This is a genomic window from Methylosinus sp. H3A, from assembly GCF_015709455.1.
Taxonomy (GTDB): domain Bacteria; phylum Pseudomonadota; class Alphaproteobacteria; order Rhizobiales; family Beijerinckiaceae; genus Methylosinus.
This window is the reverse complement of the sequence record NZ_JADNQW010000005.1, coordinates 1,939,865-1,964,818: the sequence shown is the minus strand read 5'-3', so window position 1 is coordinate 1,964,818 and position 24,954 is coordinate 1,939,865. Positions and strand designations below refer to the sequence as shown.

The 24,954-nt window shown below is 67.1% G+C and carries 21 protein-coding genes and 1 riboswitch; of the genes, 7 read left to right on the top strand and 14 right to left on the bottom strand.

What is annotated here, in order from left to right; translation table 11 throughout:
- Window position 1 precedes the first annotated feature (1 nt).
- The 5 genes from IY145_RS12175 to xoxF5 all read right to left on the bottom strand — a co-directional run bounded on the left by IY145_RS12175 (window position 2) and on the right by xoxF5 (window position 4,649).
- On the bottom strand, window positions 2-592 hold the full coding sequence (locus tag IY145_RS12175; protein WP_196408455.1) for a TetR/AcrR family transcriptional regulator: 591 nt from the start codon (window positions 590-592) through the stop codon (window positions 2-4).
- A 75-nt stretch (window positions 593-667) separates the two neighbouring features.
- The gene (locus IY145_RS12170) at window positions 668-1,234 is read right to left on the bottom strand and encodes a PQQ-dependent catabolism-associated CXXCW motif protein (RefSeq protein ID WP_196410522.1); all 567 of its coding nucleotides are present in this window, start codon (window positions 1,232-1,234) and stop codon (window positions 668-670) included.
- Entirely contained in the window at window positions 1,234-2,136 is a 903-nt protein-coding gene (locus tag IY145_RS12165; RefSeq protein ID WP_210332661.1) for a substrate-binding domain-containing protein, read from the bottom strand. Before IY145_RS12165 ends, IY145_RS12170 begins: the two co-directional genes overlap by 1 nt.
- Window positions 2,137-2,198: 62 nt before the next feature.
- A complete protein-coding gene (locus IY145_RS12160) occupies window positions 2,199-2,678 on the bottom strand; it encodes a c-type cytochrome, methanol metabolism-related (protein ID WP_196410520.1) in 480 nt (159 codons plus the stop codon).
- A 135-nt stretch (window positions 2,679-2,813) separates the two neighbouring features.
- Window positions 2,814-4,649, bottom strand: a complete 1,836-nt coding sequence (gene xoxF5, locus IY145_RS12155) for a lanthanide-dependent methanol dehydrogenase XoxF5 (protein ID WP_196408454.1) — start codon at window positions 4,647-4,649, stop codon at window positions 2,814-2,816.
- A gap of 312 nt (window positions 4,650-4,961) precedes the next feature.
- Here xoxF5 and IY145_RS12150 point away from each other — a divergent pair, with 312 nt between their 5' ends.
- Window positions 4,962-5,885 (top strand): quinoprotein relay system zinc metallohydrolase 2, encoded by a 924-nt coding sequence (locus tag IY145_RS12150; protein ID WP_196408453.1) that lies wholly within the window; start codon window positions 4,962-4,964, stop codon window positions 5,883-5,885.
- A gap of 50 nt (window positions 5,886-5,935) precedes the next feature.
- Entirely contained in the window at window positions 5,936-6,793 is an 858-nt protein-coding gene (locus IY145_RS12145) for a quinoprotein dehydrogenase-associated SoxYZ-like carrier (RefSeq protein ID WP_196408452.1), read from the top strand.
- A gap of 23 nt (window positions 6,794-6,816) precedes the next feature.
- Here IY145_RS12145 and IY145_RS12140 read toward each other — a convergent pair whose 3' ends face one another.
- From IY145_RS12140 to IY145_RS12125, 4 genes are read right to left on the bottom strand one after another with little or no spacing between them, the layout of a single operon-like run.
- Window positions 6,817-7,428 carry a thiamine phosphate synthase gene (locus IY145_RS12140; RefSeq protein ID WP_196408451.1) on the bottom strand — a complete coding sequence of 204 codons (612 nt, stop codon included), beginning with the start codon at window positions 7,426-7,428 and terminating at the stop codon, window positions 6,817-6,819.
- Window positions 7,425-8,225, bottom strand: coding sequence for a thiazole synthase (locus IY145_RS12135; protein ID WP_196408450.1), 801 nt, complete (start codon window positions 8,223-8,225; stop codon window positions 7,425-7,427). Before IY145_RS12135 ends, IY145_RS12140 begins: the two co-directional genes overlap by 4 nt.
- Window positions 8,226-8,233: 8 nt before the next feature.
- On the bottom strand, window positions 8,234-8,431 hold the full coding sequence (gene thiS, locus IY145_RS12130) for a sulfur carrier protein ThiS (protein WP_196408449.1): 198 nt from the start codon (window positions 8,429-8,431) through the stop codon (window positions 8,234-8,236).
- Window positions 8,352-9,413, bottom strand: a complete 1,062-nt coding sequence (locus IY145_RS12125; RefSeq protein WP_196408448.1) for an FAD-dependent oxidoreductase — start codon at window positions 9,411-9,413, stop codon at window positions 8,352-8,354. Before IY145_RS12125 ends, thiS begins: the two co-directional genes overlap by 80 nt.
- Window positions 9,414-9,440: 27 nt before the next feature.
- Window positions 9,441-9,584, bottom strand: a riboswitch (TPP riboswitch).
- A 189-nt stretch (window positions 9,585-9,773) separates the two neighbouring features.
- Here IY145_RS12125 and IY145_RS12120 point away from each other — a divergent pair.
- Window positions 9,774-10,394, top strand: a complete 621-nt coding sequence (locus IY145_RS12120; protein ID WP_196408447.1) for a TetR/AcrR family transcriptional regulator — start codon at window positions 9,774-9,776, stop codon at window positions 10,392-10,394.
- A 2-nt stretch (window positions 10,395-10,396) separates the two neighbouring features.
- On the opposite strand, the gene IY145_RS12115 is transcribed toward IY145_RS12120, so the two are convergent.
- Window positions 10,397-11,983, bottom strand: a complete 1,587-nt coding sequence (locus IY145_RS12115) for a chloride channel protein (protein WP_196408446.1) — start codon at window positions 11,981-11,983, stop codon at window positions 10,397-10,399.
- 195 nt (window positions 11,984-12,178) lie between these two features.
- Between IY145_RS12115 and IY145_RS12110 the strand changes: the two genes are divergently transcribed.
- Entirely contained in the window at window positions 12,179-12,691 is a 513-nt protein-coding gene (locus IY145_RS12110; protein ID WP_196408445.1) for a DUF2852 domain-containing protein, read from the top strand.
- A gap of 69 nt (window positions 12,692-12,760) precedes the next feature.
- Here the strand turns inward: IY145_RS12110 and IY145_RS12105 are convergent, their stop codons facing one another.
- The gene (locus tag IY145_RS12105) at window positions 12,761-13,612 is read right to left on the bottom strand and encodes an outer membrane protein (RefSeq protein WP_196408444.1); all 852 of its coding nucleotides are present in this window, start codon (window positions 13,610-13,612) and stop codon (window positions 12,761-12,763) included.
- A 205-nt stretch (window positions 13,613-13,817) separates the two neighbouring features.
- Between IY145_RS12105 and IY145_RS12100 the strand changes: the two genes are divergently transcribed.
- Window positions 13,818-14,747 carry an extensin family protein gene (locus tag IY145_RS12100; RefSeq protein WP_196408443.1) on the top strand — a complete coding sequence of 310 codons (930 nt, stop codon included), beginning with the start codon at window positions 13,818-13,820 and terminating at the stop codon, window positions 14,745-14,747.
- Between the two features lie 63 nt (window positions 14,748-14,810).
- Here the strand turns inward: IY145_RS12100 and IY145_RS12095 are convergent, their stop codons facing one another.
- On the bottom strand, window positions 14,811-19,151 hold the full coding sequence (locus tag IY145_RS12095) for a DEAD/DEAH box helicase (RefSeq protein WP_246721989.1): 4,341 nt from the start codon (window positions 19,149-19,151) through the stop codon (window positions 14,811-14,813).
- A gap of 189 nt (window positions 19,152-19,340) precedes the next feature.
- Here IY145_RS12095 and IY145_RS12090 point away from each other — a divergent pair, with 189 nt between their 5' ends.
- Window positions 19,341-21,602, top strand: a complete 2,262-nt coding sequence (locus IY145_RS12090; protein ID WP_196408442.1) for a response regulator — start codon at window positions 19,341-19,343, stop codon at window positions 21,600-21,602.
- A gap of 37 nt (window positions 21,603-21,639) precedes the next feature.
- Window positions 21,640-22,776, top strand: coding sequence for an ATP-binding protein (locus IY145_RS12085; RefSeq protein WP_246721987.1), 1,137 nt, complete (start codon window positions 21,640-21,642; stop codon window positions 22,774-22,776).
- On the opposite strand, the gene IY145_RS12080 is transcribed toward IY145_RS12085, so the two are convergent.
- Complete coding sequence (locus IY145_RS12080) at window positions 22,751-23,614, bottom strand: dimethylarginine dimethylaminohydrolase family protein (protein WP_196408441.1); 864 nt, start codon at window positions 23,612-23,614, stop codon at window positions 22,751-22,753. The two genes, IY145_RS12085 and IY145_RS12080, sit on opposite strands and share 26 nt — an antisense overlap.
- Window positions 23,615-23,691: 77 nt before the next feature.
- The gene (rocD, locus tag IY145_RS12075) at window positions 23,692-24,924 is read right to left on the bottom strand and encodes an ornithine--oxo-acid transaminase (protein ID WP_196408440.1); all 1,233 of its coding nucleotides are present in this window, start codon (window positions 24,922-24,924) and stop codon (window positions 23,692-23,694) included.
- Window positions 24,925-24,954: the final 30 nt, after the last annotated feature.

The window sequence follows — 24,954 nt, the reverse complement described above, 5'->3', positions numbered from 1 at the left end:
CTCAATCCAAGAGTTCGGCAATCATCGCGGACATCAGCCGCACAGTGTCGTCAGGCGAATTCCCCTGCGTTCGGCGAAACAGAAACCAGGTCCAGACGTCGGTCGCGACGAGCAGATGCGAGAGCCGCAATTTGCGTTCATCGCCGGCGAAAGCATCGAGGCGCGGTGCGAATGTCAGCTCGACCCAGCGGCGATGACCGACGCGGCCGACCGCGAGCGTCTCGCTGATCTCGGGGATGCGCCCCTCGAGCGAGAGCAGGCGCAAAACCGTCTCGCCAGTGGCTTCATAGTCGGCGACGAGAATGGCCGCGGCTCCCGCGAGGTCTCCGGGCCGGATGGCGGCGCGACGCGCTGCGATCTCTTTGCCGATATGTCGGGTGAAGGCGGCGAGCAGCCCGGCCTTGCCGCCGAACCGGCGAATGACCGTCTGGCGCGTCGTGCCGGCGCGCTGCGCGACTTCGTCCAAGGTCAGCTCATCGTACCAGCGCTCTTCGAGCAAGGCGCGAAACGCGATGAGAATCGCGTCCTCGGTCTCGCGCGATGCGGCGGCGCGGGCCGTCTGAACATAGCTTCGCTTAGTCGGAGCTTTCATGATACTCTAAGTATCATGAAATTCAGACAAGCGTCAAGCCGACGCGCGAAACGGCTTCGGCGGATCGGAAGTGGGTCAGTCCTTGCGGGGCTCGGGCTCGCGCGGCTCCAGCGGGCGCCCCGCGGCGGACCAGCCGTCTGTGCCTTGCGGGAACCAGGAGACATTGGAATAGCCGAGCGCGAGCGCCCGCTTCGCCGCGTTCCACGACATCCAGCAATCGGCGAGACAATAGAAGACGAGCGGACGGCGCTTGTCTTTCGCCGTCGCGCGCTCGAGGCCGCTTTCGAAATAGCGCAGCGAGGCCGGCGGCAATTCGCCATAGCCGGTCTCCGGGAGCCAGACGCTGCCGGGAATGTCGAAACGCGGCTTGTCGCGCCAGACGGCGTCGAGCGGCAGGCCGGCGGGCTTGGGCGGACGCGGCAGAACATCGACGAAAATCGCCGCCTGGTCCTGCCAGAGCACAAAGGCCTGCGGCGTGTCGATCACGCGCGCGCCGCGCAGAGCGGCGGGAACGGCGGCGCGATAATCGGAGAGCCGATAGCCTTCCGGCTCCGGCGCGGGCTCCGCGACAGCGGGTCCGGCGGCGAGACTGGCGATGCCGAGCGCTGCGACGAAACCGCGCGCGATCTCGAGACTTCGCATCACGGCGCCGGCGTGATCGGCGCGTCGGCCTCGTCGATCAGCGGCACGCCGAATTCGGCGAGCAATCTGTCGATCTCGTTCTGATTCTGCGCGATGAGCCGATTGAGCTCGCGCTTCCATTCCTGATCGGAATGGCGGACCCCCATGGCGATACGGAAGCTCATTCGCGCGCCCTTGTCCCCTGTGAGCAGGGCCTCCTTCAGCCCGCCGCCCGACTTTTTGACATGATAGCCGGCGATCGGCCCCCAGAGAATAGCGACATCGATCGCTCCGCTCTCGAGATCATGGATCATATCGGCCGCCGGCGCGTCGACGCGCGTGTCGACGACGAGCGGATAAGACTTGACCGCCGCGAGCAGCCGATAACGCGCCAAGAGATTGCCGGGCGGCGTGTTGGCGACGAGGCCGATGCGCTTGTCCTTGGCGAGGCGCGGATCGGCGAGCGAGGTCAGCCCCTCGAGATCGGAGCCCGCGCGATAGACCACAGCATAGGAGGTTCGGTAATAGGGATTGGTCGGCTGGACGAGATCGTCGCCCTGCGGCATGCCCATCACCACATCGCACAAATGCGCGTTGAGCGTGTTGCGGATGAAGCCGGTCGCGCCCGGATAATAGGAATAGGCGAGATCCTTGCCGAGCTTCTTCGCCAAGAGCTCCGCCAGCCGGTTCTCGAAGCCGTCGCCGGCGCGATTGGAAAAGGGCAGATTGCTCGGATCGGCGCAGACGCGCAGAACCTTGGGATCGACGAGCTCGATCGACCCTCGGGCGTCGTCGACGCCCTGAGGGCGGGCGACGATGCCGGGCGATTGGACCGGCGACTGGGCAAGCGACTGGGAATGAGCCGGGGCCGTCGCGAGCAGGCCCGCGACGGCGACCAGAGAAAATGCGAGACGACGCGCCATGGCGAGCCTTCGGCCGGTTCCGCCGTCGGCAGACGCGCGAAGCCTCGACTGGCGCTCGTCCACTATTTGGCGCTCATGCATTTCGCTTCGGCTTCGGCGAAAGCCGCAGGCTTTTCGGCCTTCTTCTCCGGTCGGCCGCGGCCGACCGCTTCGGTCGAGCGGGCGCGGAGATAGATGTAGAGGTCGTCGATATAGCACATCGCGTTCTTATTGTCCGCGAAAGCCGGCATGACGCTGTCGTTGCCCGCCTGCTTGTTCTCGCGGCCGCCGACGACGATGCCGTAGAACTCGGCGTAATTGAAGGTCTTGACCGAATTCTTCAGAGCCGGCGCATAGGTCGAGCCTTCGGCGTTGGGGCCGTGGCAGACATGGCATTCCGCGTGATAGCGACGATAGCCGGAGAAAGTGTACCAGTCGACCGCGCCGTCCGCCTGGACCTTATAGGTCGGGTCGCCCTTGGCGTCGAACCATTTGCCGTCCACTTCCTTGACCGCGGTCGGGTCGCCCGGCGCTTCGGCGCGCACGGTCGTTCCAACACCCATGAAGACGCTCAGGGCAAGTGCCCCGACGAGCGGCAGTCTCATTACGCCATCCTCCAGCAGTTTCCATCCACACAAACAAGGCGCTCGGCGCGCGCCAGGAGCGTTCGCCGAGCGCTGATCTTTTTATTGGCCGCCTCAGTTCGCCGGAGCGACGATCGGCAGAGCGTAATCGGGCAGAGAGAAGACGGTCAGCACGCCGCCGAGAGCGGTGTAGTCGGACAGCGCCTTATAGCCGCCGACCGCGCCGAGGCCTTCATTGCTCTTGGACAGGCCCGCCGCGAGGCCGATGCCGGCCCAGCCGCCGACGCCCGAAAGCACCGCGACATACTGCTTGCCCTTGTGCTCATAGGTCATCACATTGCCGATGATGCCCGACGGAGTCTTGTACTTATACAGCTCCTTGCCGGTCTTGACGTCGACGGCCTTCAGATAGCCCTCGAGCGTGCCGTAGAAGGCGAGACCGCCGGAGGTCGTGACCGCTCCGGACCAGACCGAGAACTGCTCCTTGTTGGACCAGACGATCTTGCCGGCGCGGGCGTCCCAAGCGATGAAATTGCCCATATGGCTGTCGCCGGGCGGCGGGAACATCTCCAGCGTCGCGCCGACATAGGGCTGACCCGCCGTGTAGCTGACGCGGAAGGGCTCATAGTCCATGCAGACGTGGTTGGTCGGCACATAGAACAGGCCGGTGTCCGGCGAGAAGGACGCGGGCTGCATGTCCTTGGAGCCGAGAGCCGCCGGGCAGACGCCCTTGGTGTTGACGTCCTCGCCATTCTGCTCGGTCGAATATTTGGAGACGACGAGCGGACGGCCGTAGGTCGGCGAGTTCTTGTCCTGATCGACCTTGGTCGCCCAATTGACGGCCGGATCATACTTCTCGGCGACGAGCAGCTCGCCGGTCACGCGGTCGAGCGTGTAGCCGAAGCCGTTGCGGTCGAAGTGGACGGCGGTCTTGCGCTTGACGCCGCCGATCGTCTGATCGGCCAGGATCACCTCGTTGATGCCGTCGTAATCCCACTCGTCGTGGGGCGTCATCTGATAGACCCATTTGGCGACGCCGGTGTCGAGATCGCGCGCCCACAGCGTCATGGACCAGCGGTTGTCGCCCGGACGCTGCTTAGGGTTCCAGGTCGAGGGATTGCCGGAGCCGTAGTAGACGAGGTTCAGCTCGGGGTCATAGGAATACCAGCCCCAAGTGGTGCCGCCGCCGATCTGCCACTGATCGCCTTCCCAGGTCTTGAGCGACGAATCCTTGCCGACCGGCTTGCCGAGATGGGTGGTCTTCTCGGGGTCGAGCAGAACCTCGGAGTCCGGGCCTTCCGAATAGCCGCGCCAAGCGAGGCTGCCGTCCTTGACGTTATAAGCGGTGATGCTGCCGCGCACGCCGAACTCGCCGCCGGCGATGCCGACGAACACTTTGTCCTTGAAGACATGCGGAGCGGCGGTCGAGGTGGCGCCCTTGGAGGGATCGCCGTTCTTCACCGACCAGACGAGCTTGCCGGTCTTGGCGTCGAGAGCGACGAGGGTGGTGTCGGCCTGGGCCAGGAAAATCTTGCCGTCGCCATAGGCGAGGCCGCGGTTCACGGTGTCGCAGCACATCACCGGAACGACGCTCGGATCCTGCTTGGGCTCATACTTCCAGAGGATCTTGCCTTCGTTGTTGAGGTCGAGGGCGTAGACGATATTGGGGAACGGCGTATGCAGATACATCACGTCGCCGAGCACCAGCGGCGCGCCTTCGTGGCCGCGCAGCACGCCGGTCGAGAAGCTCCAGGCCGGAGCCAGCTTGCCGACGTTCTCGGTCGTGATCTGCTTCAATTTCGAATAACGAAGATTGGCGTAATCGCCGGTCGGCAAAACCCAATCCTTCGGATTCTTCTGGAGATCGAGAAGCTCGTCGGCGGCGTTCGCCACGCCGGCCCCGAACAGCGCGAGAATCCCCACCGAAGTCGACAACAACAGCTTATGCATGAGCTTTTCCTCCTGACGACATCACCGTGCAAAAGGCCCGGCCACGCCGCCGACATCGCGCCTTTCCGACGCCACTGGCTTTGGGAAGCCGTTTCCGCGATTCTTGCCACGGCGATCAAGCGGAAACGCCGCGCCCGCAGCCCCGCCCATATCTCCGTCGAGACGCCTTCCGGTTCCCGGCCGGAAAGCCTCTTTTAGGTCGGAAACGGCGGGATAATATGTCGCACAGAATTGAAGCGCAATCCCCAAATCCTGTTCCCGACTTTCCTGATTTCTCGCATGAAACCCGCGAAAAACAAGGTCGAAAAACCCATGCTGCAACGCACTATTCGACAGCTCGCCATCGCGTTCTTCTGTCTCGTCACGAGCGCCGCGAACAGCTTCGAGCTGACGGAGATCGCGCCCGGCGTATTCGTCCATCAGGGCCAGATGGCCTTGATGACCCGCGACAACGCGGGCGACATCGCCAATCTCGGAGCGATCGTCGGCGAGGAGGCGATCGCGGTCATCGACACGGGGGGCAGCCGCGCCGAGGGGGAGGCGTTTCTCGCTGCATTGCAACAGCGCTCGACCAAGCCCATCCGCTATGTCGTCGACACACATGTCCATCCGGACCATATTTTCGGGAATATTGCCTTCAAAGGAACGGGAGCCGTCTTCGTCGGGCACAAAAATCTGCCGCGCGCCATGGCGACGCGCGGCCCGCATTATCTGTCTTCTTTCCGCGAGACGATGGGAGACCTCGTCGACGATGTGATTCTGGTTCCGCCGAGCCTCACAGTGGAGCGCGAGACGATTCTCGATCTCGGCGGCCGCCAGATCGTGCTGAAGGCCTGGCGCACCGCCCATAGCGACGCCGACCTCACCGTGCTCGATCGGCGGAGCGGCACGCTATTCGCCGGCGATCTCCTGTTTCTGCGCCATGTGCCGATCATCGACGGCAGCCTGCTCGGCTTCCTCGCCGTCGTCGACGAATTGCGGGCGATCGAGGCGGTCCGGGTCGTCCCGGGCCATGGGCCGGCCGTCGCGCCCTGGCCACAGGCGCTCGACGCGCAAAAGGCCTATCTCGACCACCTCACCCGCGATCTGCGGGCCGATGTCGCGAGAGGGGCGACGCTCGCCGAATCGGTGAAGACGGCCGGCCGCGGCGAGAGGCCCGCTTGGCTGCTCTTCGACGATTATCACGCCCGCAACGCCACGGCCGGTTTCGCCGAGCTCGAATGGGAGGCCCCTTGAGCCCGCCACGCAGAGAGAGCTATGATTTCAAAAAAGCCGGAGGAACGCAGATGAGCCCTTGGACAGCGAGCCTTCCGGCTCGCAAGACGCCGCACGAGAGCGCGCCCGAAGGCTCGCGATCCGGTCTCCTTCGTCTTCGTCTCGCGACCGTGGCGGCCCTGTGTCTGTCGGCCGGCGTCGCAATGGCCCAGGAGCCCAAGATCGATCCCTGGCCGGGCCTCGTCACCGATATTTTCCACGGCCGCGCGATCACGCCGCATGAGGGCGTGGTGGCGCTCGATGCGCCGAAGCGGGCCGAGGACGCCGCCATCGTGCCGATGACGATCTCCCTCGTCGAGCCGGCCTTGCGCGCGGCGACGCTGGTCATCGACGAGAATCCCATGCCCATGGCCGCGGCCTTCTCCTTCGGCGAGGGCGCCGGCGTCCAAAAGATCGAGACGCGCGTCCGGGTGAATTCCTACACAAATGTGCATGTCGTCGGCCGAACGGCGGACGGCGCGCTGCATTCCGTGGTGAAATTCGTGAAGGCTTCGGGCGGCTGCTCGGCGCCGGCCATCAAGGACCAGGACGAGGCCGCCAGCAATCTCGGCAAGATGAAATATCGGGAGTTCGCCAGCGAGAACCCCGCTCTTCACGAGGCGCAGATCATGATCCGCCATCCCAATAATTCGGGATTGCAGATGGACCCGATCACCCGCGCCTATATTCCCGCCCATTATGTCGACAAGGTCGAGGTGCGGCAGGGCGACGCGCTGATCTTCTCCATGGAGGGCGGCATATCGCTCTCCGAGGATCCGTCCTTCCGCTTCGTCTATAAGCCCAATGGCGCCAAGACGATCCGCGTCGAGGCGCATGACAATGAAGGCGGCGTCTTCAAGGGCGAATGGCCGATCGGCGGAGCGTCGTGAGGGAGAGCGAATAGCTCTACGCGCTATTCGCCCCTCGTCGCCGCGACCCATTCGCGCGTGCGCGCCTGCGGGTCCGCCGAGCGCAGAACATCGGTGACGACGCAGGCGCTGTCGGCCCCCGCCGCCAGCGCCGCCCGAGCGCGCTCCGGCGTCAGCCCGCCGATGGCGACGAGCGGAATCTCGCCGATGCGGCGCTTCCAGACGCCGATCTTCTCGAGCCCCTGCGGCGCGAAGGCCATTTGCTTCAGCAGCGTCGGATAGATCGGCCCCAGCGCGACATAATCCGGGGCGAGCGCCAGCGCCCGCTCGAGCTCGGCCTCGTCATGGGTGCTGACGCCGAGCCTTATTCCCTGCGCTCTGATCGCGGCGATGTCGGCCGTGTCGAGATCGCTTTGGCCCAGATGCACGAAATCGCAGGAAAGATCGATGGCGAGCCGCCAATAATCATTGACGACGAGCTGCGCGCCATGCGCCGCGCAGAGATCGCGGGCGCGAGCGATCTCCTCGCGCAGCGCCGCCTCCTCGCGATCCTTGACGCGCAATTGCACGAGCCGCGCGCCCTGCGGCAGCAGCAGCGGCAACCAGTCCGCCGAGTCGACGATGAGATAAAAGGGATCGAGCAAAAGCGCGCTCACGCCTTGCGCCCATCGTCGAAGGCCCGGCCGAGGATCGGCGTCGAAGGCTCCGCCATGTCGCGCGGCTCGATGAGGCCGGAGAGATAGGCCGCGCGGCCGGCCTCTATGGCGAGCGCGAAGGCGCGCGCCATAACGACGGGATCGCGCGCGCGGGCGACGGCGGTGTTGAGCAGCGCCGCGTCGAAGCCGAGCTCCATGACCGCCGCGGCCTGCGAGGGCGCACCGAGGCCGGCGTCGACGATGAGCGGCGTATCGGGAAAATGCGCGCGCAGCGCCCGCAGGCCGAAGAGATTATTGATCCCGCGGCCCGAGCCGATGGGCGACGCCCAGGGCATCAGCACGCGGCAGCCGGCGTCGAGCAGCTTGTCCGCGACGACGAGATCCTCGGTCGTATAGGGAAAGACGCAAAAGCCGTCGTCGCAAAGGATGCGCGCCGCCTCGACGAGGCCGAACACATCGGGTTGGAGCGTGTCCTCCTCGCCGATGACCTCGAGCTTGATCCAATTGGTTCCGAACAGCTCGCGCGCCATTTGCGCGGTGGCGACGGCCTCCTTGGCCGTGCGGCAGCCGGCTGTGTTGGGCAGCACGCGCACGCCGATCTCGCGAATGAGCCGCCAGAAGCTTTCGCCCGCCCGCGAGCCCCCGGCCTCCCGCCGCAGCGAGACGGTGACGATCTCCACGCCCGCGGCGCGGATCGCCTCGGCGAGAATCGCAGGCGAAGGATAGCGCGCCGTTCCGAGCAGGAAACGGGAGGACAGTCTCGCATCATAGACGACGAGGTCGTCGGGCTTGCTCATCCGAATATTTACCCTCCCTGCCGCGGCGTGACGATCTCGACAGCATCGTCCTCGACCAGAAGCGTCTCGCCGCGGTCCTTGCCGCGCACGAATTCCTGATTCACGGCCGTGGCGACGGTCTGCTCGCTAAAGCCCAATTCCTCTATGAGCCGCTCGAGCGTGGGCGCCTCGACCTCGAGCGTCTGCCCATTCACCCTGATCCGCATTCATGACCTCCGGGAAGAACTCGCCCGCGAAGAGAAAACGCGCGACGCGACGCGCCAGCGCCGGCGCCAGCAGAAAGCCGTGCCGATAGAGCCCATTGACGTAGAGCGTGTGGCCCCGGCGCGAGATGCGCGGCAGATTGTCGGGGAAAGCCGGCCGCACATCCGAGCCCGTCTCGACGATCTCGGCCTCCGCGAAAGCGGGATGGATCGCGAAAGCCGAATTGACCAGCTCCACGATGGAGCGCGCGGTGACGCGTGAACGCTCCTCATTCTCGATCATCGTCGCGCCGACCATGAACACCCCCTCCCCCCGCGGGACGATATAGACCGGATGGCGCGGATGCAGCATACGCACGGGGCGGGACAATTCGATCTCCTCGCTGCGCAGCACCAGCATCTCGCCCTTGACGCCGCGAAGCTCCGGCAGCTCGCCACGCGCGGAAAAGCCGCGGCAGTCGATGGTCCAATCCGCCTGCGGCGCCGATTCGGCGCAGAGGCGAATTCTCACATTGTCCATTGTCTCGAGCCGCTCGAACAGCGCCCGCATCGCCGCGCGCGGCTCGAGATGCGCCTCCTCGCGAAAATAGAGGCCGCCCGAAAAACGCCCGGCCAACGCCGGCTCGAGAGCGGCGAGGCCGTCTTCGTCCAGCCTCTCGAAGCGACGTGTGCGCCGCGAGAACTCGCTGAGCTCGGCGCGGTCGCGCGGCGGCGCGACGACGAGGCTGCCGGCGATCGTCGCGACGGGAACCTGCTGCGTCCAGAAGGCGAGCGCCTCCTCGCCGAGCGTGGCGACGATGGGCTCGGCGCTCTCCAATTCGCACCAGGGCGCGATCATGCCGCCGGCGTAATGAGAGCAGCCGCGTCCCGGCCCCGCCGCTTTTTCGATCAGCTCGACCTCGGCGCCGAAGGGCGCGCCGACGCGGGCGATCTCGAAAGCCGCGGTCAGGCCGGCGACGCCGGCTCCGATCACGCAGATCAGCATGTGTGCGGCCTGAGACAGCCGAGGTAAATCAGGAACATGCGGCCTCCCTACGCCAGCGCGAACTGGATCAGGTTCTAAGGGTCGCCGAGCCGCTGTGTCGAGCTATCGGCCTCTCAGCCTCTCGCCGCGCGCGAGCAGCGCGCCAGCGGCGAGGCTCCCCCGGGCGAAGCCGAGACTTGCGCAGGAGCGGCGGCGCGTCAAGCGTCGCGATCGCCGCAATCGAGAAGGGAGCGCGGAACACCGCAGGAGGCGAGGGCGTCGCCGTCTCCCCCGCTGCGCGGCGCGATCGGCGCGCTTCCCTTCCACGCCAGTCTGTGCGACGGCTGCGCGAACGCCGTTTCTCCACGCACGCCGCCCCGAATGACCATCAAGCGCAAATATCACCATGGCGCCCTCAAAGAGGCGCTGGTCGAAGCGGCGCTCGAGCTCATCGCCGAAGGCGGGCCGGCCAGTCTCAGCCTCACCGAGGCGGCCAAGCGCGTCGGCGTGACGGCGGCGGCGCCCTATCGCCATTTCGCCAGCCGCGACGAATTGCTCAACGAGGTGGCGCGGCGCGGATTCCTCTCCTTCGGCTCGGCGCTCGAAAAAGCCTGGGACGAAGGACGGCCCGACGCGGCGACCGCCATGTGGCGCATGTGCGCCGGCTATCTCGCCTTCGCCCGCCTGGAGCCCGGCCTCTACAGCGCCATGTTCGGCTCGGTGGCGACGCTCTCGACCGAGGCCTCGGCCGACGCCGCCGATCATGCGCTGGACATTCTCTGGCGCTCGGTCGTGGCCCTCCTCCAGCAGCGCGGCGCGCCCGCGCAGGGCGCGCGCAAGCTCGCGCTGCAGCTGTGGGCGCTCGCCCATGGCGTCGCCATGCTGTCGATCTCCGGCCATCTCGACGCCGCCAAGGGCCTCGATCCCGTCCCCGTGCTCGACGCGGCCGCGCGCAATCTGATGGAGGCCGCCATCCGCCGAGCGGAAACCGCGCCAGGCTGAGGTCACGTCTCCGCCCGCCGCGCGAGACGGGCCGAGCGCTCCTTCAGCGCGTCATAGATCGGCTCGTTGCGGCAGACGGCGGCGATGGCCATGGCCCCGAAGCAAGCGGCGAGCATGGGCAGCAAAAGCTCGGAGCTGTCCGTCATTTCGGTGATCAGGATCATGCCGGTGAGCGGCGCGCGCACCACGGCGGCGAAAAAAGCCGCCATGCCGATGAGCGCGAATTTCATTCCCGTCGTCTGCGCGTCCTCGCCCGGAATCGGCAGGCCCGGAATCAGTAGGCCGAAGAACAGGCCGATCTCGGCGCCGAGCGCCAGCAGAGGCGCGAATAATCCGCCGGGCGTCCCCGCCGCATAGGAGACGACGCCGAGCGCGAAACGCAGCGCGAAGACGAGCGGTAAGACCTCGAGCGCGAAGGCGCCGTCCAGCGTCTTCTGTGTGAGGAGATCGCCGCCGCCGACGAGATCGGGCGCGAAGAAACCGAGCGCGCCGACGCCGGCGCCGACCAGCGCGGCTTTCGCCTCGGCCGGCCAAGGCGAGCGGTCGGCTATGTCCAGCGCGCCGAGAATGGCGCGATTATAGGCGAGGCTCGCCAGCCCCGTCGCCGCGCCGAGGGCGAGGCCGAGCGGAACATCCAGAGGGCCGGTCGGATAATGCGCGGCGACGCTCAATTCCGGCGTCGGCCCGGCGATGAGGCGCACCACGGAAATGGCCCCGACCGAGGCGCCGAGCGCTATGGTCGCATGGCGCATGTCGAAGCGGCGCAGCAGCTCCTCGAGCACGAAAGCGGCGCCGGCGAGCGGCGCGTTGAAGGCCGCGGCGAGCCCCGCCCCGGCGCCGGCCGCGAGCAGCGATTGCTGATCGCGCCAGTCATAGCGGAAGAAGCGGCCGAACTGATGGGCGAGCGTCGCGCCCATCTGCACCGACGGCCCCTCGCGGCCGAGCGCGAGGCCGGCGCCGATGGCCAGAACCCCGCCGACGAATTTCACCGGCAGCAGCAGAGGCGGCGATGGCGGCTCGGCGCCGTCGATGACCGATTCGACATGCGGAATGCCGCTGCCGACCGCCGCCGGAACGAAGCGACGCACGAGAAAAGCCGCGAGGGCCGTGGCGACCGCCGCGCCGAGCGCCATCGCCGCCGCGCCCAGCGCGGGATTTGCCTGAAACCAGTCCGGGATGGCGGAGCGCAAGCGCCCGGCCGCATCGAGGACGAGGCGGAAGACGCCGCAGAGCGTCCCCACCGCGACCCCGGCCGCGAGCGAGACGAGGCCGAGCGGAAACAGCCCGGCAAGCTCCGACGGCGCTTGCGCGACGACGTCGGCCGACGCGGCGGCGGCCACATGGGATTCGACGACGACATCGGCTTTGTCGCCGAGCAGGAGCAGGCGCTCCGCCCCGACGGCGCGGAGCAGAACGAGGCGGCGCGGCCGGCCGAGCGCCAGCGCGACCGCGACGGCGGCGCGCGAGCGGCCTCGGCGCGGCCGGCGGCGACCAAAGGCGAGACGGAACAGAAAAGGCAGCGCCCCGGCGCCGACGAGCGTCGCCAGAGCGAGGAGAGCGCGCGCGTCATCCTCGGAAATTTCGGACATGAAAGCGATTCGCCAGAAAGACTTGCGCAGGATAGCGCGCGGCGGCGCGAGAAACGAAATCGGCGCAAAACCCGAATCGAACGCACCCCCTTGGCGAAACAGCGATGTTAATGTATATTACATTCACATCGCGGCGGCGTCGTCCGGATCGTCCGCGCGAGCCCGCGATGAGCGAAGGAACTGGAGAGTCCGAACATGGGCTGTCATCGTCACAACCGCATGGGCGCCGCCCCTGGCGGAATGGGCTACGACGCGCGCGATCGATTCGGCGACTGCGGACGGTCGTGGAAGCCGCTGGAAATTTTCGCCATGGTGCTCGGCTTCATCGTCTTCTGGCCGATCGGCCTCGCCATTCTGTTGTTCAAGGTCTGGCAGCGCAAATTCGGCTATGAGGGCGATCTCTTCGCCTTCGCGCAGGAGCGCGCCGCCGATGTGCAGGCGCGCTGGCAAGAAGCGACCGGCCAGCCGAGCGGCCGCTCCTCCGGCGGCGGCTGGCGCGGTCCCGGCTTCATGCGCTCCTCGGGCAATGTCGCCTTCGACGATTGGCGCGAGAGCGAGCTCGCCCGCCTCGAGGAGGAGCGCCGCAAGCTCGCCGAGGCCGAGCGCGAATTCGCCGATCATATCGACGAACTGCGCCGCGCCCGCGACCGCGACGAATTCGAATCCTTCATGCGCGCCCGCCGCGATCACGGCCAGCCGCAGAGCTGATCGTCCTCGCATTCGAAAAAATGCGCCGCGGCCAGAAAGGGCCGCGGCGCTTTTCGTTGCGGCGACGCGTCAATATCTGGCGAGGACCGGCGCCGGGCCGAAGTCGAAGTGATAGTTCACGCCCACACGCGCGATATGGCCGTCGAAGCGCGCCGAAGTATGGGACGCGGCGAAGGGGCCGGCCGGACGGACGAGGATGAAATCCCGTTCGAGGCGGCCGAGATCGTAATACAGATATTCGAGCTTCACGCTCCAATTGCGATCGAACTTCCATTCGGCGCCGCCGCCCGCCGTCCAGCCGACCAGCAAATCGGACGCGCTCGTCGAGCCCCCGCCGAAGAAGCCATTGGCGGCGGAGAATTGGAACACCGAAGCGCTGGTCCGCGCCCCGCCATAGGCGAGACCGCCGGTCCCATAGAGCAGCAGCGTCGGCGTCAGCAGATAGCCGACGCGCCCGCGCGCCGTGCCCAGATAGTCGAGGCTCTGCGACGCCGTGTTTTGCGAGAAGAAGGTGTTGGCGCCGAACGGCGCGGCGACAAAGGCGCTGGAGCCCCCGCCGCCGGCGGCGATCCCCTGGAAATCCGCCTCGAATCCCAGGACGAAATTGCCGAGCTGAAAATTATAGCCGGCCTGTCCGCCGCCGATGAAGCCGTCCGAGCCCGCCGGAAAGGCGCCATTCGCCTCCGCCGCCCAAGCGATGATCGGCGCGAGCGGAGACAGGGAAACCGACGACAGAGCGAGGCTGCTGTCGGACTGGAAGGCGTAGCCCGCATTCACGCCGGCGTAGAAGCCGGTCCAGATCGCCGGCGGCGCAGGGGCCGCGATCGGCTCCGGCGCTTTGCGTGAGGGAAGATCGGCCGCGAGAGCGCAGCCCGTCGTGACGGCGATCGCCGCCGCCGCGAGACAGAATCGTGTCGACATTTTTCAACTCTCTCATAAATTCGAACATCGAAAGGGTTCGAGCCCCATCTGAAAGCGGGCTCGGTTTGCACTAAGCGATGATACGGATAGATTCGTCAATTCGAAATCTCGGGACGGCTCGCAGCTCGTCCTAACGCCCTACGAATGCTGCGTTAACCAAATTTCTCGACCGCGCGTTAACGCTTCCGACGCCATTGTCACGGCCATGGCTCGCCGCATTTCGCCATTGCTGTTCCTCGTCCTGACGCCGCTCGCCGCGGCTGGATTGTCGGGCTGCGGATTCATGGCGAAGCCGCAGCGCCCGGCCTGGCGCGCCAACGCCGAGAACGCCTGCCTCGCCGAAAAGCGCGTGCAGCCCACGGCCTATGTGCAATTCGCGCCCGAGATCGACGGCCCCGGCATTTGCGGAATGACTCGGCCGCTGAAAGTCACGGCGCTGCAGGGCGGCGCCGTCGCCTTCAACGCCAGGGCGACGCTCGACTGCTCCATGGTCGCCGAGCTCGACCAATGGCTCGTCGATGTCGTGCAGCCCTCGGCCATGGCGCGCTTCGGCCAGCCGGTGGCGCAGATCAATTCCATGGGCTCCTACGCCTGCCGCGGCATGAACGCCCAGGCCGGCGCGCCGCTCTCCGAACATTCATTCGGCAATGCGCTCGACATAGGCGGCTTCGTGCTCGCCGACGGACGCGAAATATCGATCGTGCGCGATTGGACGCATGGCGATCAGCAGATCAAGGATTTTCTGGCCGAGGTGCATGGCGGCTCCTGCCGGCATTTCACCACCGTGCTGTCGCCGGGCTCCAACGCCTTCCACTACAATCATATTCACGTCGATCTCGCCATGCATGGGCGCAATGGCGACCGGCGCATCTGCAAGCCGGTTCCGCGCGACGTCGCGCCGCCGCCGGGCCAGGATCCGCAGCTCCTCGCCCATGGCCCCGACGACGACGATGTCGACACGCCCGGCCAGCCGCCGCTCGCCGCCTTCCAGGCGCAGGCCTCGCGCGGAGTCAATGACAGCCTCATTCTCGCGGCGCCGCTGCCGCCCGTGCGGCCGAAGCCGAATGCGCTGGCCCCCGAGGGCGGGCCCAAGGAATGGGACGTCACTTCCAGCATCCGCCCCCGCAGTCGTTGACCCCGCATCGTTCCGACGCCGTCCCCGACCGATGCGGTCTTGGTTGCGTGGCGACGAGCCGGCTCAGGCCAGATCGGCGAGCTGCCCGCGCGCCGCGGAGCGGATGAGGCGCTTTTCCGCCTCCCATCGCGTCGCCTCGTCGACGCTCGTCAGAAATTCGATTTTGCCGCCCGCGAGCGCGGCGATCGGCAGTCCGTCGCGAAACAGCAGGCGATTGCCGGTGAGCGCGGCGAGCTTTCCGCCCGGCGTCAGCACGCCGATGAGATTGAGCGGATCGGCCGCCGAGAGCGACACATATTGCCCCGAGGCCGGTCGCCGGCGGATTTCGCGCAGCAGGCCGACGGCGTCCGGCAGCGCATATTGCTCGCCGGAAAAGCCGGCGACGAAACGCCCGCCGCGAATTTCGCCGCGCGCCTCGAGCCTTCGATAGACGCGCAAGAGATCGCGCCAGGGCGGCAGCCAGCCGCCTTCGCGCGCCAGCAGCCGCCAGAAGACGACGCCATAGCGGCGCAGCAGCGCCTGCGCGACATGCTCGACCGACGCATGTCGCATCTGCGAGCCGGGCGCCGCATAGGCGCGGCGGATCAGCGACCAGCGGCCGGCGCCTTCCATGCCGAAGGAGAGCACTTTGCCCCTTCGCCGCGCGCCGTCGAAAGGCTTGCGCTTCTCGGAAGGCACGAGCAGCGCGCGCAGCCCGCCGAAACTGTCCGACGTCACCAGGCCGAGCGCGGCCAGCTCGCCGAGCGCCGTCTCCAGCTCCGAGCGCAACAGGCGCGACGCCTCGGCGAGCTCCTCGAAGAACAGCGCCCCCTCGGCCCGCAGAGTCTCGAACGCCATTTGCGCGCGGCCGCTCAGCGCCGACGGCTCGGCGGGCGTGGCGATCGAGGTCCAGTCGCCGAGCCGTCGCCGCTCCAATAGCGCCATGGGCGAGCTGCGCACCGGCGTGACGACGCGCCCGCCTTTGGCGGCGGCGGGCGGCGTCAGCCGCGCCCAGGCGATGCGGCCGGCGAGGCAGAGCGAATCGAGATAGGCGGGCTCGTAATCGGAGAGCCGCGCGGGAAGAATTTCCGTCTCCCAGGCGCCCGCCGGCGCCTCATAGCCCTCGAGGCCGGAGAGCGCCGCGGGCAGCGCCTCCGGGCCTTTCAGCCGGGCGTCCTCCGCGACATGCTGCCAATCGAAGAGGAAGCGCAGGAAATCGCGCGCCGCCATCGGCTCGATCTCGGCGCGCAGACGCTTGATCGTGTAATGATGGATGCGCGCCAGCAGGCGGCGGTCGCACCATTGCTCGTCATTGGCGCCGGGCAGGAAGCGCCCGCGCATGATCGTGCCCTCCGCCTCCAACGCGACGAGCGCCGAAGCGAGGCTCGTCGGCTCGAGGCCGAGCGCGGCGGCGAGGCGCGTCTGCGTGACCGGGCCCAGACCTTCCAGCCGGCCGCGCAGAATTTCGATCAGCGCCTGCTCGGCCGACCAAGGCGCCTGCGCCTGCTCCTCGGGCGGCGAAATCTTCGGCGAGAGACGCGCCTTCGGCCAGACGGCGTAAAATTGCGTCAGCCGCTCCGCCGCGACCCAGAAGACCGCTTGTTTCGTCTCGAAACGCGTCGCGCGCTTGTCGCGGGCCAGCGCCTCGAGCCAGCCGGCCCAATCCGGCGCGGCGGCGACCTCGCTTTCCGTGAGGCAGCCGATCCACAGCAGAGCGTCATGCAGCTCCTCCGGGTCTATGGGCTCGGGCCAGGCTTCCGACTTCACGCGCTCGATCGCCTCCACGTCGAGCCGCCCGAGATCGGAGGCGCTCTGCGGATCTTGCCAGCGGCGCGCCATCACCGCCTGCGCGCGGCGCTCCTCGAGCGGCGCATCGTCCAGGAAGGCGTAAGGCCGCGCGGAAAGCACCTCCAGCGCCAGCGGCGACGGCTGGGTGAGATCGCAGGCGACGACGCGCACATCGCCCGACTCCATTCGCCGCAGCAGGCGCTCGAGCCCTTCGATATCCATCGCCTCGTGCAGACAATCCCAGATTGTCTGATTGGTCAGCGGATGGTCCGGCACTTCGCGCTCGCCGGCGAGATTTTCGGCGCAGGCGATCTGATCCGGGAAGACGGCGGCGACCAGATCCTCGGCCTGCATGCGCAGAAATTGCGGCGGCGTCTTTCTGCCGCCCTGAAAGCGCGGCAGCGCGAGCGAGATTCCCGCCGTCCAGCGCCAGCGCGTCATGAACATGGGCGCCGTCAGCATCGCCTGCACCAGCACGCCGCGCACGCTGTTGGAGTGCAGATATTTCGCGACCTCGGCGAGCTCGAAACTATGCGCCGTGGTGAGCGAGAGCAGGATATTGTCCTCTGTCGCGGCCGCCTGAAGCTCGAAATTGAATTTGCGACAAAAGCGCTTGCGCAGAGCGAGGCCGAAGGCGCGATTGATCCGCCCGCCGAAGGGCGAATGCACGACGAGCTGCATGCCGCCGGCCTCGTCGAAGAAGCGCTCGAGCACGAGGCAATCCTGCGTCGGCAGCACGCCGCCGAAGGCGCCGAGCGCGCCGGCGAGATATTCCACGAGCTGCTCGGCGGCGGGCGGAGCGACGCCCACCTCCTCCATCAGCCAGCGCTGCGCCTCTGCGCCGCTGGCGTCGCCGCGCAGGCGTTCGGCGATCTCCGCGCGCAGGCGCGAGACGGAGAGAGAGAGCTCATCGGCGCGCGCCGGCGCCTCGCCGAGCCAGAAAGGAATGGTCGGCGGCTGGCCCTGCGCATCCTCGACGCGCAATGTCCCGCGCTCGACGCGCTGCACGCGATAGGAGGCGTTGCCGAGCTGGAAAATATCGCCGGCCATGCTCTCGACGGCGAAATCCTCATGCACCGTGCCGACGATATGATTCTCCGGCTCCAGCAGCACTTGATAATCCGCAGTCTCCGGAATCGCGCCGCCGGAGGTGAGCGCGGTCATGCGCGCGCCGCGCCGCTCGCGCAGCATATGGTTCACCGCATCGTGATGCAGCAGCGCGCCGCGCCGTCCGCGCCGCGTCGCATAGCCCTCGGCGAGCATTTTCACGACATCGTCGAACTCCGCCCGCGTGAGCGCGCGATAGGGCCAGGCGCTCTTGAAGCGCTCATAGAGCTCGGCCTCCCCCCACTCCTGCGCCGCGACCTCGGCGACGATCTGCTGGGCGAGCACATCGAGCGGGCGATGCGGAATGGTGAGCCTGTCCAATTCGCCGCGCCGCACGCTGTCGAGCAGCGCCGCGCATTCGACGAGATCGTCGCGCGAGAGCGGAAACAGCCGCCCCTTGGGGAGGCCGCCGACGACATGGCCGGAGCGCCCGACGCGCTGCAGAAAGCTCGCAATGGAGCGCGGCGAGGCGATCTGACAGACGAGCGTCACATCGCCTATGTCGATGCCGAGCTCCAGCGACGCTGTCGCGACAAGGGCTTTCAGCTCGCCGCGCTTCAGCCTCTGCTCGGCGAGCAGGCGATGCTCCTTCGCCATGCTGCCGTGATGCGAGGTGACGGCCGCCTCGCCGAGACGATCCGACAATTCGCGCGCGATGCGCTCCGCCAAGCGGCGCGTGTTCACGAAGACGAGCGTGGTGCGATGCTCGGCGATCAGCTCGGCGAGACGATCATAGACTTGGCGCCAGACGTCGGCCGACATCACCGCCTCGAGCGGCGCGCCGGGAACTTCTATGGCGAGATCGCGGGCGCGGTGATGCCCGGAATCGACGATCGCCGGCTCGCGGACGGGCGCCCCGTCCGATCCCGCGCCGACCAGGAAATGCGCCACGGACGAGATCGGATTTTGCGTCGCCGAGAGGCCGATGCGCTGCAGCCCGTCGCCGCAGAGCGCGGCGAGCCGCTCCAGCGACAGGGACAGATGCGCCCCGCGCTTATTGGGGGCGACGGCGTGAATCTCGTCCACGATGATGGCGCGCGTGGTCGCCAGCGCTTTGCGGCCCGATTCGGAGCCGAGCAGCACATAGAGCGATTCGGGCGTGGTCACGAGAATATGGGGCGGCCGCTTGCGCATGCGCGCGCGCTCGGCCGTGGGCGTGTCGCCGGTGCGGACCAGCACGCTTATGTCGACATCGGGCAGGCCCGCGAGCCTCAGCTTTTCGCGCACGCCGGCGAGCGGCGCCTCGAGATTGCGGCTGACGTCGTTGGAAAGCGCTTTGAGCGGAGACACATAGACGATACGCGTCTCGTCCCGGAGCGTCCCGGCGAGGCCCTGGCGAACGAGATCGTCGATCGCCGCGAGAAAGGCGGCCAGCGTCTTGCCGGAGCCGGTCGGGGCCGCGATCAGGACATTTCGGCCGGATTTGATCTGCGGCCAAGCTTCCGCTTGCGCAGGCGTCGCATTGCGGAAATGATCGGCGAACCATGCCGAAACCGCCGGATGAAAAAGGTGCGACAGATGCATGGCCATGAGGAGAGGATCGGACCCCTGGAGAATTCGGCAGGCTAGCGGCGATTGCGCCGCAGGCCAACAGACAGAATTGGGAAATTCGCCGGCGCGCGACAAGCCGCCCGCCGGCTCCGACTCGATTTTTGGCCGGACGAGACCAGGCCGCTCGCGCCGAGCGGACGAACCCGCCGTCGCGCCGAGAGGATGTTCATGCGCAGCAAATTCATCGACACGTCGTTGCTTCTCTATGCGGGGTTCGCGGTTCTCGCGGCCTCGCTGTTCGCCGCTTTCGCTTTCGTCGGCAAACAGGCGACCGACTATCGCGACGTGCGACAGCTTATCGGCGAAAGGCAGGTCCAGCATCATATCCTCGACCGCCTTCAGGAGGCGGAATCGGCGCAGCGCGGATATCTGCTGACCAATGACCGGGCCTATCTGGCCCCGCTCGACGCCGCGACGGCGCGCATCCGCGCGGATTTCGACGCGCTGAGCGGAACGGCCGAATCTGTCGAAGGGCGCGATGCGCTGGAGACGCTGCGCGCGCTGGCGACAGACAAGCTCGCCGAGCTGCGCAAGACAGTCGAGCTGCAGGCGGCAGGAAAGCATGACGAAGCCGTGACCATCGTGCGCGAGGGCGCCGGCAAGGAGATCATGGAGCGCCTGCGCGCCGGTCTCGACGCCAAGGCCGGGCGTCAGCAGCAGATGATCGACGCGCAATCCCGCCTCGTGGAGAAGAACAGCTCGCTGCTGCGCGTGGGAGCGGCGCTCGCCATCTCCATCACCATTCTCATCGGCGCGGCGACGATCGGCCTGCTGCGCAGCCGGCTCCGCGAGATCGCCTCCGCCCAGTCCGAGCTGCGCGACGTCAATGCGGCGCTCTCCACGGAAGCGGCGCAACGCGAGCATCTCGCCGAGCAATTGCGGCAATCGCAGAAAATGGAGGCGATCGGCCAGCTGACCGGCGGCCTCGCGCATGATTTCAACAATATGCTCGCCGTCGTCATCGGCAGCGTCAATCTCGCCAAGCGGCGTCTTTCGACCGACCCGGCGGAGACGCTCCGCTATCTCGACGGCGCGCTGGAAGGCGCCGAACATGCGGCGACGTTGACGCATCGCCTGCTCGCCTTCTCGCGCCGTCAGCCCCTCGCGCCCGAGCCGATCGACCCCAATAAAATGGTCTCCGGCATGGCCGAAATGCTGCGCCGAACGCTCGGCGAGGATATGAATCTGGAAGCGGTCTTCGCCGGCGGGCTGTGGCGCGCCTTCGCCGACACCAGCCAGCTCGAGACCACGATCCTCAATCTCGCGCTCAATGCGCGCGACGCGATGACCCAGGGCGGCAAGCTCACGATCGAGACGAGCAACGCCTATCTCGACGAGGAATACGCCGCGCGCGAGGTGGGGATTCCGCCCGGCCAATATGTGCTGATCGCCGTCACCGACACCGGAACCGGCATGAGCCGCGAGACTGTCGAGCGCGCCTTCGATCCATTCTTCACCACCAAGCCGTCGGGACGCGGCACGGGGCTCGGCCTCAGCCAGGTCTATGGCTTCGTGCGGCAATCGGGCGGCCATGTCCGCATCTATTCGGAGCTGGGGCTCGGAACGACGATCAAGCTCTATCTGCCCCGCCATCATGGCTCGGCCAGCGCGACGGCCACCGCGACCCATACGCGCGCCGCGCCGCGCAGCGAGAAGAGCGAGACGATCCTGATCGTCGAGGACGATGTGCGCGTGCGCGATCTCACCGCCGACACGCTCGCGGAGCTCGGCTACAATGTGCTCGCGGCCGAGAGCGCCGCCGCCGCGCTCCGCCAGCTCGAGGTCAATCCCCACATTTCCTTGCTCTTCACCGATGTGGTGATGCCCGACACCAATGGCCGCAAGCTCGCCGAGGAAGCCTGGAGGCGCCGGCCCGATCTGAAGATTCTCTTCACCACGGGCTATACGCCCAACGCCGTCGTTCATAATGGCGTGCTCGATCCCGGCGTCGAGCTCATCGTCAAGCCCTATTCGATCGATCGTCTGGCGCGCAAAGTCCGCGACGTGCTGGACGGCCCGCGATCGGCGCCGCCGGAGACGAAGCCGACGCGGCGGAAAGTCTTGATCGTCGACGACGACGCCGCCGTCTGCGAGGCCATGGCCGAGCTGCTGCGCCTCGAGAATTACGAGGTCTGCGTCGCGAGCGACGGATTTCGCGCGCTCGAGGCGGCGCAGAGCTTCAAGCCCGATGTGGCTCTGCTCGATCTCGGCCTGCCCGGCATGGACGGCTATGAGATCGCGCGCGAGCTGCGCGCGCTGCCGGAGGGGCGCGACATTCTCTTGCTCGCCTCGACCGGCGCCGGCGGCGACACGGTGCGGCGCCTCTGCGAGGCGGCGGGCTTCGACCGCCACCTCGTCAAGCCGATCGATCTGGACGCGCTGAAGGCGCTGATCGACGGCCAAAAGCCGCACCCCACTCGCTCTGCGTGAGGCGCTTGCCCATATAGGGGGGCCCAAGGCTCACCCTATGTCCGCGCTCATGCATGCGACGCCCGAACAATTGAGGATGATCGTCGAATCCGCATTCGCGGCGCGATTCCTCTTGAGCGACGATCATATTCTCTACGTCAATCAAGCGACCGAGGACATGTTCGGCTACTCGGCCGAAGAGCTCGTCGGCCGCACCGTCGACATGCTGCTGCCCGACGATGTGCGCGCGCGCCACGTCCATTTGCGCGAGGACTATTACCGATCCCCGCGCCGCATTCTGCTCGGCGTCGACAAGGACGTCCGCGGCCGCAAGAAGAGCGGCGCCGAATTTCCCGTTCACGTCGGCCTCGCCCCCATCCATGACGATGACGGACGCTTGTTCGTCGCCGTCACCGTCTTCGACATCTCGCATCACAAGGAGATCGAGCGTCAGCTCGTCGAGCGCGCGAACGAGCTGCAGCTCGCCAATGAGCGGCTGGCGCGTTTCGCCTATATCGCTTCGCATGACCTGCAGGAGCCGCTGCGCAAGATCGCGGCCTTCGCCGAGATCATGACCGCCTCGCTCGCCGGACACGAGCTGCGCGAGGCGGAACATGCGAGCGCAGTGGTGCGCCGCTCGGCCCTGCGGGCGCGGGAGCTGGTGGACGGGCTGCTCGCCTATTCGCGGCAGGTGTCGACGCCGCCACGACTGCAGCCGCTCGACGTGCGCGAGGAGATCGAGGCCGTCGTGTCGGATTTTTCCGAGCTGCTTCGGCAGACCCGTGCGAAGGTCGTCGTCGCCGTTCCGCCGGGCGTGATCGTGAATGCGGACAGGCCGCAGTTCGAGCGCTGCCTCGCCAATCTCCTGTCCAATGCGATCAAATATCGCAAGCCGGACCGCGCGCCCGACATTCGCTTTTCAGTGGAGCACGCGGGGCGGGAGCTGCACATTTCGATCGTCGATGACGGCATAGGATTCGAGCCCAAATACGCCGAGGCCATATTCGAGCCGCTGCGGCGGCTCCACAGCTTCACGCAATATCCGGGAACGGGCGTCGGCCTCGCTCTGTGCAAATCCATGTGCGAACGGCACGGCTGGCGCATAGAGGCGCGCTCGCAGCTCGGCGCCGGCGCGACATTCACGATGACGATCCCACAGGGCGAGGCGTCTAGCGCTCTGAAAGCTTCAGCGTGAGGCATTTGGCGGCGCCGCCCGCCTTCATGAACTCCGAGAGCGGCGCGAGAACGGGCGCGAAGCCGGCGTCCCGCAAGCGCTTCTGCAATTGCGGCGAAGCGTCGTTCATCGCCACGCTCTCGGCGAGATCGACGGCGTTGCACGCAAAGCGCATCGCATCGGCTTCGTCGATCTCCAGGCGCTTCCCGGGCGGAACGATTTTTTCGATCGCCGCGCGCGAGGCGGCGTCGAAAGCGGGCGGATAATACATCAGCCAGCCGCCGGCGAGCGGGCAGAAGCAAGTGTCGAGATGATAGAAGCGCGGATCGACGAGCCGCAAGCCGATGACGCGCCGTCCGATGATCGTCTCCAGCGTCGCCGGCGCCTCATCGGCCGAGCGCATGCCATGGCCGCACCAGACGACATCCGCGCCGCGATCGATGAGCGCGTCGCCCGCGCCTTCGAAGGGAATAGCCTCGGGCCAGGGCGCGATTTGGAACCCTCGAGCCGCGAAAAAGGCGCGAAACAAGGGCTCCTCCGGCCGCCGTTCTTCGGCGCGGAAGCGGCTGACGACCGCAATGTCGCCGAGCACGAAGCCGGCGTTGGCGGCGAACACCATATCGGGCAGGCCCGCCGCAGGCGGGACCAGCTCGACCTCCGCGCTCTGCGCGACGAGCGCGCGCAGATTTTGCCACTGATCGCGCGCGAGCGAATGCGTCGTGCGGCCGATCTGATGCTCCATCCAAGGATTGATGACATAGCGCACGTCGAAATCATCCGGCGCGCACATCAGCACGCGCTGGCGCTGCTGCTCACGCGGCGCGCGCGCGGGCTCGAACATAGGATGCGGCTGCGTCATCTGCGTCCTTTCGCTCGCCGAAACGAAGACGGCGCCGAGACTCTACTTCGCCTCGGCGCCGCAATGATGACAGGCGATCAGCTCGCCAGCGCGCGCTTGGCCGGACGCGCGCGCTCGACGAATTCGGCGAGCGTCTCCTCGAAGCGATCGAGCGCCCAGTCGAGATCCTCGCGCGTGATGACGAGCGGCGGCGACAAGCGCACGACGCTGTGATGCGTCACCGTCGACAGCACGCCCTTCTCGCAGAGCCGCTCGCAGACCTCGCGGCCCGTGGCGTAGCGCGGATCGATCTCGGCGCCGGCCCAAAGTCCCTTGCCGCGCACGTCGCGCAGCGCCACACTGTCGATATTGCGCAGACGGCGCAGCATATGCTCGCCGAGCGTGCGGCTGCGCTCGACGAGCTTCTCGTCGCGCATCACATGCAGCGCCTCGAGCCCCACCGCCGCGGCGAGCGTGTTGCCGCCGAAGGTGGAGCCATGCGAGCCGGGCGTGAACATATTCATCAGCGCGCGCGTGCCGACGAAGGCCGAGACCGGCAGCACGCCGCCGCCGAGCGCTTTGCCGAGCATGACGCCGTCGGGCTTCACATTCTCGTGCTGGAACGCGAACCAGGCGCCGGTGCGCCCAAGCCCCGCCTGCACCTCGTCGACGATGAGCAGCAGGCCGCGCTCGTCGCACAGCTTGCGCAGGCCGGTGAGCCAGCCGACCGGCGGCACGATGACGCCCGCCTCGCCCTGCACGGGCTCGACCATTATCGCGACCGTGTCCGGACCGATCGCCGCTTGCGTCGCGGCGAGATCGCCATAGGGAACCGCGCGGAAGCCGCCGCCATAGGGACCGAAATCGTCACGATAGGAAGGCTCCGACGAGAAGCCGACGATCGTCGTCGTGCGGCCGTGGAAATTGCCCTCGGCGACGATGATCTCGGGATTCTTCAGGCCGCGCACGCGGCGTCCGTAGCGGCGCGCCGCCTTGATCGCCGTCTCCACCGCCTCGGCGCCGGTGTTCATCGGCAAAGCGACATCGAGGCCGGTGAGCTCGCATAATTCGGTGAGAAAGGCGTCGAGACGATCGTCGTAATAAGCGCGCGAGGGCACGGCGAGACGCTGCGCCTGCTCGGTCAGGACTTTCAAAATGCGCGGATGCGCGTGGCCGTGGCTGACGGCGGAATAGGCGCTCATCATATCGACATAGCGCCGACCGTTCACATCGAACAAAAACGCGCCTTCGCCGCGCGAGAGCGTGACGGGAAGCGGCGCATAATTGCGGGCGCGATGCGGATTGTCGGCGGATTTGACGTTGGCGTTCATGAACGAATGACCTCGCTTGTTCGTTATGTG

Excerpts from the sequence above, each read along its gene's own strand:
- IY145_RS12175 (WP_196408455.1), bottom strand. The coding sequence starts at position 592 with ATGAAAGCTCCGACTAAGCGAAGCTATGTTCAGACGGCCCGCGCCGCC.
- IY145_RS12170 (WP_196410522.1), bottom strand. The coding sequence starts at position 1,234 with ATGCGAAGTCTCGAGATCGCGCGCGGTTTCGTCGCAGCGCTCGGCATC.
- IY145_RS12165 (WP_210332661.1), bottom strand. The coding sequence starts at position 2,136 with ATGGCGCGTCGTCTCGCATTTTCTCTGGTCGCCGTCGCGGGCCTGCTC.
- IY145_RS12160 (WP_196410520.1), bottom strand. The coding sequence starts at position 2,678 with ATGGGTGTTGGAACGACCGTGCGCGCCGAAGCGCCGGGCGACCCGACC.
- xoxF5 (WP_196408454.1), bottom strand. The coding sequence starts at position 4,649 with ATGCATAAGCTGTTGTTGTCGACTTCGGTGGGGATTCTCGCGCTGTTC.
- IY145_RS12150 (WP_196408453.1), top strand. The coding sequence starts at position 4,962 with ATGCTGCAACGCACTATTCGACAGCTCGCCATCGCGTTCTTCTGTCTC.
- IY145_RS12145 (WP_196408452.1), top strand. The coding sequence starts at position 5,936 with ATGAGCCCTTGGACAGCGAGCCTTCCGGCTCGCAAGACGCCGCACGAG.
- IY145_RS12135 (WP_196408450.1), bottom strand. The coding sequence starts at position 8,225 with ATGAGCAAGCCCGACGACCTCGTCGTCTATGATGCGAGACTGTCCTCC.
- thiS (WP_196408449.1), bottom strand. The coding sequence starts at position 8,431 with ATGCGGATCAGGGTGAATGGGCAGACGCTCGAGGTCGAGGCGCCCACG.
- IY145_RS12125 (WP_196408448.1), bottom strand. The coding sequence starts at position 9,413 with ATGCTGATCTGCGTGATCGGAGCCGGCGTCGCCGGCCTGACCGCGGCT.
- IY145_RS12120 (WP_196408447.1), top strand. The coding sequence starts at position 9,774 with ATGACCATCAAGCGCAAATATCACCATGGCGCCCTCAAAGAGGCGCTG.
- IY145_RS12115 (WP_196408446.1), bottom strand. The coding sequence starts at position 11,983 with ATGTCCGAAATTTCCGAGGATGACGCGCGCGCTCTCCTCGCTCTGGCG.
- IY145_RS12110 (WP_196408445.1), top strand. The coding sequence starts at position 12,179 with ATGGGCTGTCATCGTCACAACCGCATGGGCGCCGCCCCTGGCGGAATG.
- IY145_RS12105 (WP_196408444.1), bottom strand. The coding sequence starts at position 13,612 with ATGTCGACACGATTCTGTCTCGCGGCGGCGGCGATCGCCGTCACGACG.
- IY145_RS12100 (WP_196408443.1), top strand. The coding sequence starts at position 13,818 with ATGGCTCGCCGCATTTCGCCATTGCTGTTCCTCGTCCTGACGCCGCTC.
- IY145_RS12095 (WP_246721989.1), bottom strand. The coding sequence starts at position 19,151 with ATGGCCATGCATCTGTCGCACCTTTTTCATCCGGCGGTTTCGGCATGG.
- IY145_RS12090 (WP_196408442.1), top strand. The coding sequence starts at position 19,341 with ATGCGCAGCAAATTCATCGACACGTCGTTGCTTCTCTATGCGGGGTTC.
- IY145_RS12085 (WP_246721987.1), top strand. The coding sequence starts at position 21,640 with ATGTCCGCGCTCATGCATGCGACGCCCGAACAATTGAGGATGATCGTC.
- IY145_RS12080 (WP_196408441.1), bottom strand. The coding sequence starts at position 23,614 with ATGACGCAGCCGCATCCTATGTTCGAGCCCGCGCGCGCGCCGCGTGAG.
- rocD (WP_196408440.1), bottom strand. The coding sequence starts at position 24,924 with ATGAACGCCAACGTCAAATCCGCCGACAATCCGCATCGCGCCCGCAAT.